We start from the raw sequence: 13997 nt of genomic DNA on the forward strand, positions 1-13997 counted from the left end.
TCGAGAAGGGCTCACCGGAAGGGGCAAACGGGCTTTGCGACGGCCTGACGATCCTTGCGCCGCGGCAGATGATTTGGGTGAGCTATGCGCAAGCCGGGAATTCCGGAGCCTGCATCGATGATGGTACCTCCGCGATGATCATCCGCTGACACGGAGGCTGATAGAGGCCGCTTGTCCACAATGGGTCCTGTGCATCGGCGCCCTCGATTGAGGGGTCCTGCAGACCCACTTTGTTATTCAAGGAGATTGCGATGAAGACCTTTGGTTCTACGGCTCTCGCTGAAGCGATCACACTTTCCGCGCCTGCGACTCCCGCACTGGCTGCGCGCTAGCCTTCCCCCCCTGACCATAGGTGGCATCGTGCATCAGGTTCTTCGGGTCGACACAGCTCAGCCATTATATTCGTTCACCTTTGATGACGGGCCGGACCCCGAGCTAACGCCTTTCATCCTATCCGCCTTACGTCGTCATCGGGCACGAGCAACATTCTTCGTGGTCGGCGAAAAGGCCCTTCGGTATGCAGACCTGCTTCGCGCGATCGCCGCAGACGGCCATGAGATCGGGAATCATACCTACTCTCACCGGTACTTGGTCAAGCTCTCCGTTGCAGAGATGATGCGAGAGATCACGCTCACGCAGCACATGGTGCTCGATATTTGCGGCGTGACACCCAAGCTTTTCCGGGCTCCTCATGGGCGTCTGACTGACAGCCAACTTGGGGTGATACACAACAACTACGACCTCATGCCGTGCTATTGGTCCATTGATGCGAAGGATTGGCGAGACGACGATAGTGAAGTTATTGCATCGCGTATGATTGAGGGCGTTTCCAGCGGAGATGTCGTCCTGGCGCATGACACAATAGCTTCAAGCGTGGTCGGGAGTGCCGCAGCTATTGCTGCGCTCGCGGCCAGAGGGCTTTCGTCCGTATCCGTGTCTGAATTGCTAAGATGTGGAGGAATCGTCCCTCAACCACGACATAAGCCGGAAAATAGAGAGGCGCGCTCGGAGTAATCCCAACAGGCCGCTGCCTATAGCAGATGGGAGGCGATGATGAGGAATGATTGACCGCTACCGCCTGGTCGCCAAGGCCAAGACATACTTCAGTCGACGCTCAACCGGTAGAAATCACGACGTCTCACCTGAGCTTTCCGCGTGAAGATGTCCGCAAACCGTGTTGGCTGCCTGCAGGCGTCAGCGTTAGAGGCCTTGCGTCAGAGCAGAGGCGGTACATAATGGGGGTATCACAGGGGAGTATGATCGCATGGTATCCCAAACTCGCCGCAAGACGTCTTTGAGCCTCAATGCCGAAGCGCTCGACGTTGCAAAAGAGCTCGGGGTCAATGTTTCCGCCGTCGCCGAGGCGGCATTGATCAAGGCCGTCGCTGCCGCACGCCGCGAAAAATGGCTTGCCGACAATGCGGATGCGTTCGCTGCCCAGTCGGACTGGCATGCGCGAAATGGGCACCCTCTGGCTGATATCATCGCGGCCCCAGGAGGGTCCTCGTGGAGGAGTTGAGCCGTTTCGATGTCGCGGAATACAACGGCGTCCTCATGGTTGTGGTGGAAAGCGAACTTCTGCCACCCGACCCGGCAGTCGTCGTCATCCCACTTCTGGCAGACTACCCTGCGGTGCTGAAGCTAAACCCCGAAATCCGGCATAACGGCAAGCGGCTGATCCTTGCCACGAGGCTGATCGCGGCTGTTCGGCGCGAGAGTTTGCGCCGAAGCGGAACAGTCGGCGATCAAGGTGATCGCGTCACGAGAGCCGTCGATATCCTCATGTCAGGCGTTTAGTCTGCACACCCAACACGGATTGCGGACATATCCTTCCGCGTCGTGGTTTGGTGCTGCTTCATTGCCCCTGGAGGCCAGCGCCCCCGGCGGCAATGCGGCAGCATTCATGAGGCGCCTGGATTTGACTGAGCTTGTCGACAAAGTTCGTTTCCGTTTCCCGCGACAACGGGAGCACAGAGACCTGATGCCGTCCCTGAAGCACTTCAACGTGTCTGAAGCCTTCGAAAGAACCTGTGGCCATCCGGAGCACGCGCCGCCAGGTAACAGGCGCTCGATGGAGAACCAGTTGCTCATGCTCAGGCAGGCGCACGCCGAACGGCCTGAGATTCTCCTTTGGCATGCCTTGGCCATATCCTGCCTCCGCCGAGACACATCTCACACGCCGAAGGCCCGGGCGCTATTCTTCAAAATCTGGGATGAACAGGCCGAGTGGATGGCGCAGAATCTGAACGGACGGTGGCTTATTTCAGCGCTACAGACGTTCTCGGATCACGGCTGAAACGCGGCAGAAATCCGTTGCGGCTCGGTTGGCTATGTATACGGCAGTTTGATCAAGATTTATGAATGTGAGATCGCCTCCGCGTACGACCGACGGGAGACTGTTGGGAAATTTCGAGGTGGGGCGGTTCGAGGCTTGTTCGAGTTCCAGCCGGGCGATGACATCCTATTCAACCTGAACACGTTCGTTGTTTCACAAGGAATAGAAGCGGGTCCTGCAGGGTTTGCGCTAGCCGGTCTCTTGGCTCAAGTGAAGGAATCAAAAGCGGTCTTCCACCGGTCGGACGCCCTCGCCACTGACCGCGACCCAAGCTACTTGGCGTTCATGGGGAAGGCACCTAAAATGAAATAATTAACGGAGCGTCTGCAAAATCTGCGTGTTCTTGTGTGCTCTTCACGCCCGGGCGCAACGATGAGGGGCGGAGTACTTCGGGGATACGGTGGATCTGTCCGGGTTCAGGCCGATGCTGTTCGAGATCGAGCCCAAGGCCGCGTCGCTGAACATGCGACTGCCCGTCTTTCTGTTGGACGCGGCGAAAGCCAAGGTCACCTTCCTTGCGCCCGGCATGTGCGCATACTGTTGGCGGCAGATGTCGCACTCCCGACGAGACCACCGTCGTGGAGTTTCACCACCTGCGGTATTGGCATCTGAGCAAGCCTTGCGCGTCGTGTCAGCTTGTCTCCGGCTGTGTTGCCAAAGCGAGCGCTGTTGAGGTGGAGGTGCGCATCAGGCGTCGTGACATCATGCCAACCAGAAGGGAGGGGGTGTGCTCGGTGCGGGACCGTCTTCCTCCCCTTGGACGACCAGTCTGCATCTTGATGGGCAGGGTGACTCGGGTGGTAAAAAGATTGTTTAATAAGGGGTTATGGAATTTTTCTCTTGTTAGGCGATCATAAGGGCGGATGCCTTCTTGATTGTATGACATTTGGTTCGATCTTTGAGGCATGGGGCGCTGCTGATTATCTGCTGTCCGCGTAGGGTTTCTCCTCCTCCTGAGGCCAAGCCGAGGCGTCCTTGATGGGATGGGGGTGAGCCCATGTCCTGGCTGTCGAGGTGCTGCGCGTTCAGGAGGATCTGGGCATGGTGGACGGAGTGTTGCCTGCGCTTTGGGAATGGGTAGAAGGCGAGAGCTGTTGAGTATGAGGTCCAAGCAAAAAGGAACGCTTCCCCGTGAATACTCACCCTACCACGCCGCTGCTTGATCGCGTGCATAGCCCGGCCGACCTGAAGCGCCTTTCGGATGCGCAGCTGAAACAGGTCGCGGACGAGCTGCGGGCCGAGACGATCAGCGCCGTGTCGGAAACCGGCGGCCATCTGGGCGCGGGTCTGGGCGTGGTGGAGCTGACCGTCGCGCTGCATGCGGTGTTCGACACGCCGCGCGACCGGCTGATCTGGGACGTCTCGCACCAATCCTATCCGCACAAGATCCTCACCGGCCGCCGCGACCGCATCCGCACCCTGCGGATGAAGGACGGGCTCTCGGGCTTCACCAAACGCTCGGAATCGCCCTACGATCCCTTTGGTGCCGCGCATAGCTCGACCTCGATCTCGGCGGCTGTGGGCTTCAAGGTCGCGCATGACCTCGGCGGCACCCCGGACCCGGCTCTGGGCGACGCCATCGCGGTGATCGGCGACGGCTCGATGTCCGCCGGCATGGCCTTCGAGGCGATGAACAACGCCGGCCACCTCGGCAAGCGCCTCTTCGTGATCCTCAACGACAACGAGATGTCGATCGCGCCCCCCACCGGCGCGCTGTCGTCCTATCTGTCCCGCCTCTATGCCGAGAAGCCGCTGCAGGACCTCAAGGCCGCCGCCAAGGGCGCGCTCGGCCTCTTGCCCTCGCCGCTGCAGGAAGGCGCCAAGCGGGCCAAGGACATGCTCAAGCATATGGCCGTCGGCGGCACGATGTTCGAGGAGCTGGGCTTCCACTATGTCGGCCCGATCGACGGGCATGACATGGAGGGGCTGATGTCCGTCCTGCGCACGCTGCATGCGCGCGCCACCGGGCCGACGCTGATCCATGTGCTGACCAAGAAGGGCAAGGGCTATCGCCCCGCCGAGATGGCTGCCGACAAGGGCCACGCGACCGCCAAGTTCGACGTGATCAGCGGCAAGCAGCACAAGGCGCCGTCCAATGCGCCGAGCTACACCAAGGTCTTCGCGCAATCGCTGATCAAGCTGGGTGAGGCCGACGACAAGATCGTCGCGGTCACCGCTGCCATGCCGGATGGCACGGGCCTCAACCTGTTCGCCGAGCGGTTCCCCAATCGCACCTTCGACGTGGGCATCGCCGAGCAGCATGGCGTCACCTTCTGTGCCGCCCTCGCCGCCGGAGGGCTGAAGCCCTTCTGCGCGATGTATTCGACCTTCCTGCAGCGTGGCTATGACCAAGTCGTCCATGACGTCGCCCTGCAGAACCTGCCCGTCCGCTTCGCCATCGACCGCGCCGGTCTGGTGGGCGCCGATGGCGCGACCCATGCCGGCAGCTTCGACGCGGCCTTCCTTGCCAACCTGCCGAACATGGTGGTGATGGCCGCCGCCGACGAGGCCGAGCTGGTGCATATGGTCGCCACCGCCGCCGCGCATGACGAGGGCCCCATCGCCTTCCGCTTCCCGCGCGGTGAAGGCGTCGGTCTGGAGATGCCCGAACGTGGCACGCCCCTGGAGATCGGCAAAGGCCGGATGATCCAGGAGGGCCAGCGCGTGGCGATCCTGTCCTTCGGGACCCGTCTGGCCGAGGTGATGAAGGCCGCCGAGGCGCTGGAGGCCAAGGGCATCACGCCCACCGTCGCCGACGCCCGCTTCGCCAAGCCGCTGGACCGCGATCTGATCCTGAAACTGGCCGCCGATCACGAGGCGCTGATCACCATCGAAGAGGGCGCGGTCGGCGGCTTCGGCAGCCATGTCGCGCATCTGCTGTCGGAAGAGGGCGTGTTCGACACGGGCTTCAAGTTCCGCTCGATGGTGCTGCCCGATGTGTTCATCGATCAGGCCTCGCCCGATCAGATGTACGAGGCCGCCGGGCTGACCGCCAAGGATATCGAGACGAAGGTTCTCACCCTCCTCGGCGTGGCGCGGATCGGCTGAAGGTCTGCCTCGATGCCAATGCGGGCCGGAATCGCTTGGCTGAGGGGGCCTGCCGTCGGGAGTTCTTTGCGTATTGGAGCAGGCACCCTTACCGTGGTTTGTCGAACCTCTTGAGAGGTGTGCAGCTACAGCATTCTGGTTGACCGTGGTTTCAACCGGCATGTTCCGCCACCTGAAGCGGGCGGTAGATCATCAATGGTCATCGCCCGTGAAGAGGGCGCGGGTGTCGGCAGGGAACTTGAAGCCCTGCCCATCCGGGGCGCGTTCAGCCTTGGTGGGGCATTTGGGCCGGTTGGTATTGATTGCGACGACGCGGAACAGTCCATCCTTCGAGTGTAAGGTGCGGCCATAGTCTGAGGGCTCCAGCCCAAGATGAGAGGCGAGACCCTCGAGCGTGGCTTTGTCGGGAAACAGATCGCGCTGCCCTCTTGGGGCAGCGGTTGAAAATCGTTTGTACTTAGTCTAAGTTCAGGTCTATGATTGGGGGGTTAGGCGATGCAGATGAATATCGCAGAGGCCAAGGCCAAGTTATCTGAGCTTGTTGCTGCGGCTGAGCGTGGCGAGGATGTCATCCTCGCTCGCGGCGGGCACCCTGTTGCGCGCATCACGCCCATGGCCGTGCCCGCTGGCTTGCGCTTTGGTCCCCTGACGGGCCTCGTGCCTGAAGAGAGCGTGCCCGACTTCACCGAACCCATGTCCGAGGATGAGCTGCGAGAGTGGGGCGCCATTTGATGGCCGAGCTGGTGGTTGACACCCAGATTCTCGCCTGGTGGCTGGTCGGGTCCAGCAAGCTCGTCCCTGAGGCTCGCTATGCTATGGAGCAGGCGAGTGCAGTTTATGTTCCGCCTTGCTCACTTCATGAAATCACGTTGAGAGTCCGCAAAGGCAGGTGGCCTGAGATGGAGCCTTTTGCCCCTGACCTTGATCGCTTATGCATCACGAACGGTTTCAGGGTCGCGCCCTATACGTTGGTGATGGCAATGCTGGCTGGATCGATGGAATGGGACCACGCCGATCCCTTCGACCGTATGATCGGGGCGACGGCTGTTGATATGGGGTTGCCGCTTGTATCGAGCGACAGCGCCTTCGACGATCTCAATGGCTGGTCGAGATGGAGAGGGCGGGTCTGGCAGATACCGTCCCCGAAAGATGAGCTGTCTCCTTCTTGACCCGAGTAGCCTTGAACCTGCCTTTGATGCGCCCTCAGAGGAAATAGAAGTCCGATGCATCGAGCGCAGAGGCATTCACCCCCTGCACCGTGATGCTCGGCGCGCCCACGGAGATCACGGCGTCGCTGCCGATTTGGTCGATCGACAGGTTGGCAAAACGCTCCGCGTCGCTGCCACCTGAGACATCCTCGATCAGGATGGTATCGGTGCCGTTCTCGAAATCGACGATGACGTCGCTGCCGTTGGAGGGGGTGAAGCAGAAGGTGTCGGCCCCGGCCCCGCCGGTGAGTGTATCGTCCCCCGCGCCGTCCCCATGCATCGCTTGACGGCAGGACGTCCGATCAACCGACTTCAACCCGCTGGTGCCCGATCTGGTCGCAGCGTAACCGAGGCGGAAAACCACTTAGGAAACGCACGGGAACTGTTCAGCCAAACCGAGCCACTTCTCGGTTCTCGGCGTTGCGCGGATCGGCTGAAGGTCTACCTCGATGCCAATGCGGGCCTGAATCGCTTGGCGGAGGCAGCCAGTCTGCTTCGCCGTTCACCGTCGACGCTGTCACCCCTTGTCATACTCGTCGCCATCTCTTTCCTTGTCGCGGGAGCAGGGGTTCATCGGAACAGTGCGGGTATTTTGGCCACACCTGGCGATTGAAAGGCTGAAAGCACAAAAAGCTCCCATCGGGGAGCTTTTTGCGTCTTGAAGCGGATGCGCCTTACCGTGGGTTTCCAGACCTCTTGAGAGGTGCGCAGCTACAGCATTCTGGTTGATCTTGGTCTCAACCATTAAGTTCCGCCACCTGGAGCTAGTCAGGTAGATAGCGTAGAGGCTTCCAATTGCAAGTCCGTTCGTGACCTGCCCCAATGAAGTGGTCCGGTTTCAATCTTAGTGCATGAGGGGTCCTGGCGCTACGGCTGGCGTGGCCGGCGAAGCGGCTCCGGATGGCGGAGCCGGCCACTGCACAACCTCCGGCGTTGGCGGCCGATAACCGAGTGATGAGTGCGGGCTTGCCGCCGCTGTCCTTCATCGGGGTCGACAAGACCCCCTATATTCTCGGCTTGATCGACTTTTACGAGGTTGGCTCGACCGGGGTTCTGGCTGATGTGATAGCGCAGTCCTATGAGACGACTGCTGCGGATTACATCAGATCCATCACGGTCCAGCGCATACCCCATGTACTGGAGTTGCGCGAGCGCGCCAGCATAACCAAGGCGCTCGCGACTATCTTCCGCGAACGCGTGCCAGATGATGGCATTATGAATGTTGTCCTACGCGATTTCCAGCATCTCAATGACCAGGATCGCGACATGTTGGTGGCAATATTGATCGACACAAGCCGCGGGACGACCCCTGTTTCGGCTTTCCTCTACGGCGTCACAGAGGAAGACATTGTTGTGCGCCATGCGAGAAACAGAGGGTCGCGGCCTGATTCACAAGAATCATAGCCCGAAGACATCTCCCAGCGGGTCCGTCAGGCGCGCGTCTCCGGTCCTGCTATACGGAATATACCAGCCTTGACGCCGGACCGACAACGTCCAGCAACAATCTCAAAGCCGACACCCGCGACACCATCAGCGAGGACACGACAACCGAACCAATCCGATCGCAGCGGTCAGAACCTGCCAACTTGGTTGACGGCGCAGGACAAGGTGGTTGACGCTCGACAACGATGAGACGTGCATCGCGAGTGAAGAGGGTGGGGTTGGTGGCTTCGGTGACCCTGTCGCGTAGCTGCTGTCGGAAGAAGACGTCTTCGATGCGGTGATGCATTCTGGCTGGTGGGACATGGCCGGAGCCAATTTTCTAGCGATGCGCCCTCAGAGGAAATAGAAGTCTGATGCATCGAGCGCAGAGGCATTCACCCCCTGCACCGTGATGCTCAGCGCGTCCACGGAGATCACGGCGTCGCTGCCGATTTGGTCGATCGACAGGTTGGCAAAGCGCTCCGCGTCGCTGCCACCTGAGACATCCTCGATCAGGATGGTATCGGTGCCGTTCTCGAAATCGACGATGACGTCGCTGCCGTTGGAGGGTGTGAAGCAGAAGGTGTCCGCCCCGGCCCCGCCGGTGAGTGTATCGTCCCCCGCGCCGCCCCACAGCTCGTCTGCGCCGGCCCCGCCGAACACCTTGTCATTGCCGCCCCCGTTGTAGATCAGGTCATTGCCGTCGCCGCCTACAAGCGTGTCGGCAAAGCTGCCGGTGCCGGCGTAAATTGTGTCATTGCCACCCCCGCCATGCACGTAATCGGCATCGAATCCGCCTCCCAGCACATCGTTGCCGTCCGCGCCATAAAGGATATCGCGGCCCTTACCGGTAAAGGCGGTGTCCGCCGCGCGGCCCGTGACGCTGGCGGCAATCGCGCCATTGCCGGCGCTGGCATAGGTGGGCGCGCTAGAGCCATCATAGCCACCGGTGATCACCAGATCGTCGCCTGCGCCGGCGTAGATCGTGTCCTGACCGTCGTCGGAAGTCTCGCCATAGGCGGTGACCCCGTCGAAATAGCCATCGCCCACGGCCAGGTCATCGCCGCCGCCGAGGCCCGCGATATCGGCCCCCGCGCCGCCAAAGACGCTGTCATCGCCGTTGTCGCCGGCACCGGCCCACATCGTGTCATTGCCGCCAAGGCCGACCACGAGGTCAGAGCCTGTGTTCCCGATCAGCAAGTTGCCGACATGGTTGCCCATCAGCACGTCATTGCCGGTTCCGCCGCGTGCATTCTCGATGATCGTGCCGCGCGCGATCCACACGTTGTTGGTGCCCCCTGCCACAGAGGAAGCATAGGTGGGGCGCAGATCGACGCTCTGGCTGGCGCTCATGCCGGAAAGGTTGAAGGTATCGGTGCCACCCGTATCGAAGATGGTGAAGCCGATATCTGACCCTACCGAATTCCACAGGCCGGCAACCGGCGTATCGCCATCGAACATGAAGCCCATGGCCTGGCCCAGATAGCCTGGCACATTGCTGTTCACGCCCCAGGTGGTATTGCCGGTATAGGCCTGCCCTAGCCCGTAGGCGCGCTCCATTGCGATGTAATCGGCGGGCATCGGGGTGATCGGCTCGAAATAGCTGCCCGTGACCGCAGAGTTCGCTGTCGGGCTGAAATAGCTCATCACCGTGGTCTGGTAGCTGTCATTGGCGTAGAGATTGTCCTGCCCGTAGGTGGCATTGCCGTCATAGGGCCCGCCATGGCCCAAGCCCAGGGCATGGCCGATTTCGTGGAGATAGGTCGACAGCGAGTAGCTGTTGATCTCTGCCCCGTAGGCGTTCAGCCAATCGGTGCCGATATTGACGCTGGCCGAGCTGCTGAACCCTTGCGCATCGGCATTGTTGGGGCCGGCAAAGGCGCCGGATTGGGTGTCGTCAAAGAGGATCTGCCCACCGTTGGTTACGCCTTGGAAGGTGATGCCCGTGGCAATGCCCCAGGCCTCCAGTGCCCAAGCCGCCAGCTGCTGGCCCTCGGGCGTCAGGGCTGAGATATTGACGGTGATCACATCGCCCGGTCCTGCGTCGAAGACCCAAGGGGCAGGCTGGCCCCAATCGAGATCCAGCATATAGCTGGCGATCTGGTCGAGGTTGAATGTCTCATCGGCGGCCATGATGCGGTAGTCGCCGGTCTCGGAGCCATAGCTCTCTACCCCCAGATAAAAGGCGCCCGACGTGGTTGGGGTGAAGCTGACGGCGGAGAAATAGTTCTGATCTTGCGGGGAGAGATCATCATTGCTCGCCACCAGCGTGCCAGTGCCGTTGTAGATGCCAAGATAGGTATCATAGAGCCCGACAGAAGGCCCCCCCGTGCCATGCACGGCAAACACGTAGGTCTGCCCGGCGATCAGGCTGACACGAACCCAGTCGGTATCACCGGCACTGGAGATCGCTCCGTCGAAATAATCATCAATGGCAAGGCTGTAGGCAGTGCCGGTGTTACCCGCCGCATCGATGACTTCGCGGGCCAAGGAACCCGCCTGCCGTGCGGAGGTAGGGCTAGTGATCTGGCTGATCATGAGGGGGTCTCACGGCTGTGGTAATCTGTGCTGTCAAGACATGGCCCATAGCTACGGCCTGAGCTTGGGGTGCGAATCTACGGAGCTGTGTGTACGCTGTCCACGGTTTTGGCGGGTTGAGTGGCGGCCCTACGTTCGGCTCGATGGTGCTGCCCGATGTGTTCATCGACCAGGCCTCGTCCGCCTTGTACGAAGTCGCCGGCCTGACCGCCAAGGATATCGACACGAAAGTGCTCAGACTGTTCGGCGCCGTGCAGATCCGCTGACGGTCTGCCTGGGCAACGACGCGGACATGGTGTCTTGCCCGGTGGGTGCCGCGCGTTTTGTGCTGGCCTATATGTCGAGGCGAACCGTTCCCGCGCGCTGTCATGAGCGGATGCAGGGTGCTGCGGGTGTCAGAGAGGGTTGCTCACCCTCTCTCGCGCTTATGGTCTGGGCTGCGAATGTGCTGTTCGATGTGGCATTGCAATATGCGATTCCGCTATCAGTTGCGGTATCTTCGTGGCGCCTTGCTATTTTGCGAGCCCCTGAGGTGGACCCTCAAGGGATCAGTCGTTAGGGTGTGCCGTTATCACGCTTGAGGAGCCGCAACGGCGGTTGATTGTGGATGAGTGAGCAGACCCTACCTGTTTTTGCAGAAAACATCCGTCTCGTTATCTGGGATCTGGATGAGACTTTCTGGAATGGAACGCTGGAAGAAGGACAGGTGTCCATACCCGCGGCACACATCGAAATCGTCAAGGAGCTGGCGGCGCGAGGGATTGTTTCTTCAATTTGCTCGAAGAATGATTTCTCCCGTGTCCAGGAGCGTTTGGACGCGGAAGATCTGTGGAAATGGTTTGTGTTCCCGACCGTTGCATATGCGAACAAGTCCGGTATGATTTCTGCGGTTCTTGAGCAGATGGGATTGCGCGCGCCAACTGTCTTGTTCATCGACGACAATCCTTTTAATCGAGGTGAAGTGCGCGATCTCGTTGAAGGTATCAATGTCGCGGATGAAGCTATTATCGGGGGGCTTCTTTCGCATCCTCAGATGCAGGGGAAGCCCGACCCTGACCTTAGCCGTCTTTCTCGGTATGGCGTTCTACAGGAGAAGCAGGAGGCGATTTCCGCGGCGGAAGTCCCGGAGGATTTCCTGCGGTCTTGTGACATCAAGGTTTCGTTTCACTTTGATATTGATGAGAATTTCGAACGGATTCATGATCTCGTCAACCGAACAAATCAGCTGAACTTCACGAAGAAACGCTGGGATGAAGACATCAACCTCGCCCGTGCGGCTTACCATGACCAGGTGCGCCGAGAGCATACGCGCCACGCCGGGTATGTGAAAGTCCGCGATCGCTTTGGGTTCTACGGTATCTGTGGCTTCTATGAGATAGCAGGCCCGCGGGTCTTGAACCACTTCTTGTTCTCGTGTCGAGCTTTGAACATGGGGGTGGAGCAGTTTGTTTATCAGAACATCGGCTTTCCCGGTTTGAAGGTGGTTGGGCCGGTTGCCGGAACGATCCAGCCGAAGGCTCTGGTGGATTGGATTACGATTGTCGATGATGCCGAGATCGATACCGAATCTGAGACCGAGCCGAAAGTGCAGGTTTGTTTGCACGGCCCTTGCGAGTTGGCGCAATCAAGTCATTATCTGCGGCCCTATTTCAACATTGAGGAAGAGTTCCAGTTTCCCAAACAGGGATGGGGGATTTTGCCGCTTGTGAGAAACACGATCCTGGCTGATGAGCTCAGTCAAGCAGGGCTTTCTTCCTTGGCGGAACTCGGATTGTCCGAGGATTTTGCGGGAATTGATGTGAGTGCTTTGGGAAGCACTTTCTTCGACAATAAATCCGATGTCTTGGTGTGGAGCTTTTCTCAGGAATTTATTGCGGGACTGTACCGGAGCATCGAGACGAATCTGTGCATTCCGCTTTCGATTGACGGCTTCAATCAGGAGGATTTCACGTCCTTCCCTTTCGAGACCATCTCGACGCAGCGAGCTGTGAAGGAGTCTCACTACCGGCAGGTCTCGGGGCATTTTGAGAAAGTGGATGCCGCTTCTGTTGCGGAGATTTTCGAGAAAGATTTGGCATCTCTTGCCGAGAAAATCGTTCTTGCGTCTCGACCCGTCATCATTGTTGAGCCCTTCGACAACGTGGAGATGATTGACCGACCGATCTACAGGGCGAAGGTGGAGCTCAACAAAAAGGTTCGTGCCGCTTTGAGCGCATGTCCCAATGTATCGTTTGTTCCGTTCTCCGCGTGCGTGGCTGATGGCAGCAAAGAAGTTTCGGCGAACCACTTCCAGAGAAGTTGCTATTTGGAACTGGCGCAGCTCCTGCGAGCAGAGATCAGCCGGGTCTTGGCTCAGCGGCGGGTCGACAGCGCCGAGGCTGAGCGGTCGACCCCACTCGGGCGCCTGGCTAAACGCATTCTTGGTGGTGCCCGGGGCGGCGGCCGCTGACGGTTTGGGGTGGCTTGAGGGATCATTCCCTCGGGCCGCTTTGCATCACTAGAACTGCTGCCAGCGCCAGCCCGAGACCGACGATCTCGCGCCAGCCCAGTGGCTCGCGGAACACAAAGAAGCCCAAACCCGCCAGCAAGATCAACGTTGCTGCCGAGTAGAACACTCCGATCTCGGCCAATGAATGGGAGCGCATCAGGAAGAACCAGCCGATGGCCGGGATCCCGTAGAGCAAAGCGCCGATGAAGAAGGCCGGCGCCCGGAGGCCCGAGGCATGGTTTGATGCCAGCTTGATGCTGTAATCGCCGATCAGGGTGAGCAGGGTGATCACGATGAGAATGGCCGTGGTTTGCATGTTTATCCTCTGGTGCCTACGGGGGGATACCCGTCAGGAAATGAGGATCGCGATGGCCGACCGGCCTGCTGCCTTCAGGCAGGGCCGGTTGCGGAGGGTTGGGGTTCTGCTTTCTGGCCGTTCGTAATAGGGGCCGGGATCTCAGCGGGATCAAAAAACAAAAGACCGGCAACAATCCCGCGAAGCAAACGCGGGCAACGCAATCGGTGAAAGAAATTCTGTCGAAACCGGCATTCTCGAATATCATGCCGTGTGCAGAGAGGATTGCCTGAATCTGACCGAGTGCCAAGCCTTTTTGATGCCAACCGGCCTCTATGGTCGGGCGGTTTGCGGGGGCGGACGGATCGGGAAGCAGCGGGGTCTTGGTCCTGGGCGGGGGCGCACAACGGGCAGGACCGTCCTGCCGCTTTTGCTCCGTTTGGGTTTGGGGCGCGATCATGCGCATGACGCGGGCGTCGATGTCGGTCCCGCTTCTGCTGCCGTCTGGTCAGCGACCCGCTGAGCATTGCTTTGCCCCCTCTATGCGGCGCGGAAAGAGAGCCGGATTACAGCTGGGGCGTGCCCTTGCAGCCGCACCGCGTGGCTGCGAGGCCTCCGTCATGAGCGCGGTGTCCAGCGGAAGGCTCTTTGATGTGGCTTTTG

General features: G+C 59.9%; 12 protein-coding genes and 1 pseudogene. 9 read left to right on the top strand and 4 right to left on the bottom strand.

What is annotated here, in order from left to right; genetic code table 11:
• Window positions 1–360: 360 nt before the first annotated feature.
• From BCY78_RS24750 to BCY78_RS19495, 7 genes are all read left to right on the top strand, one after another.
• Window positions 361–1014 (top strand): polysaccharide deacetylase family protein, encoded by a 654-nt coding sequence (locus BCY78_RS24750; RefSeq protein ID WP_158515962.1) that lies wholly within the window; start codon window positions 361–363, stop codon window positions 1012–1014.
• A gap of 250 nt (window positions 1015–1264) precedes the next feature.
• Window positions 1265–1519: a type II toxin-antitoxin system CcdA family antitoxin gene (locus BCY78_RS24755; protein ID WP_083195168.1), complete on the top strand. Its 255-nt coding sequence runs from the start codon at window positions 1265–1267 to the stop codon at window positions 1517–1519.
• A complete protein-coding gene (locus tag BCY78_RS19475; RefSeq protein ID WP_068305189.1) occupies window positions 1507–1797 on the top strand; it encodes a CcdB family protein in 291 nt (96 codons plus the stop codon). Before BCY78_RS24755 ends, BCY78_RS19475 begins: the two co-directional genes overlap by 13 nt.
• 106 nt (window positions 1798–1903) lie before the next feature.
• Window positions 1904–2296, top strand: coding sequence for a hypothetical protein (locus BCY78_RS19480; protein WP_139103231.1), 393 nt, complete (start codon window positions 1904–1906; stop codon window positions 2294–2296).
• 1170 nt (window positions 2297–3466) lie between these two features.
• Entirely contained in the window at window positions 3467–5383 is a 1917-nt protein-coding gene (dxs, locus tag BCY78_RS19485) for a 1-deoxy-D-xylulose-5-phosphate synthase (protein ID WP_068305193.1), read from the top strand.
• A 495-nt stretch (window positions 5384–5878) separates the two neighbouring features.
• The gene (locus BCY78_RS19490) at window positions 5879–6115 is read left to right on the top strand and encodes a type II toxin-antitoxin system Phd/YefM family antitoxin (protein WP_068305195.1); all 237 of its coding nucleotides are present in this window, start codon (window positions 5879–5881) and stop codon (window positions 6113–6115) included.
• On the top strand, window positions 6115–6552 hold the full coding sequence (locus tag BCY78_RS19495; protein WP_068305197.1) for a type II toxin-antitoxin system VapC family toxin: 438 nt from the start codon (window positions 6115–6117) through the stop codon (window positions 6550–6552). Before BCY78_RS19490 ends, BCY78_RS19495 begins: the two co-directional genes overlap by 1 nt.
• 34 nt (window positions 6553–6586) lie before the next feature.
• On the opposite strand, the gene BCY78_RS19500 is transcribed toward BCY78_RS19495, so the two are convergent.
• The 3 genes and pseudogenes from BCY78_RS19500 to BCY78_RS19510 all read right to left on the bottom strand — a co-directional run bounded on the left by BCY78_RS19500 (window position 6587) and on the right by BCY78_RS19510 (window position 10503).
• Window positions 6587–6871, bottom strand: coding sequence for a hypothetical protein (locus BCY78_RS19500; protein ID WP_068305199.1), 285 nt, complete (start codon window positions 6869–6871; stop codon window positions 6587–6589).
• Window positions 6872–7435: 564 nt separating this feature from the next.
• Window positions 7436–7555 (bottom strand): annotated as a pseudogene (locus tag BCY78_RS25320) (IS3 family transposase); the annotation flags it as partial.
• An 812-nt stretch (window positions 7556–8367) separates the two neighbouring features.
• Window positions 8368–10503, bottom strand: a complete 2136-nt coding sequence (locus tag BCY78_RS19510; RefSeq protein WP_068305203.1) for a M10 family metallopeptidase C-terminal domain-containing protein — start codon at window positions 10501–10503, stop codon at window positions 8368–8370.
• A gap of 191 nt (window positions 10504–10694) precedes the next feature.
• Here BCY78_RS19510 and BCY78_RS26210 point away from each other — a divergent pair, with 191 nt between their 5' ends.
• Together BCY78_RS26210 and BCY78_RS19515 are read left to right on the top strand one after the other, a co-directional pair.
• Window positions 10695–10817, top strand: a complete 123-nt coding sequence (locus BCY78_RS26210; RefSeq protein ID WP_255403183.1) for a hypothetical protein — start codon at window positions 10695–10697, stop codon at window positions 10815–10817.
• A 341-nt stretch (window positions 10818–11158) separates the two neighbouring features.
• Window positions 11159–13000: a hypothetical protein gene (locus BCY78_RS19515; protein ID WP_068305204.1), complete on the top strand. Its 1842-nt coding sequence runs from the start codon at window positions 11159–11161 to the stop codon at window positions 12998–13000.
• 22 nt (window positions 13001–13022) lie between these two features.
• Here the strand turns inward: BCY78_RS19515 and BCY78_RS19520 are convergent, their stop codons facing one another.
• Complete coding sequence (locus BCY78_RS19520; protein WP_068305206.1) at window positions 13023–13355, bottom strand: hypothetical protein; 333 nt, start codon at window positions 13353–13355, stop codon at window positions 13023–13025.
• Window positions 13356–13997: the final 642 nt, after the last annotated feature.

The organism is Pararhodobacter sp. CCB-MM2 (assembly GCF_001691415.1).
Lineage (GTDB): Bacteria > Pseudomonadota > Alphaproteobacteria > Rhodobacterales > Rhodobacteraceae > Pararhodobacter.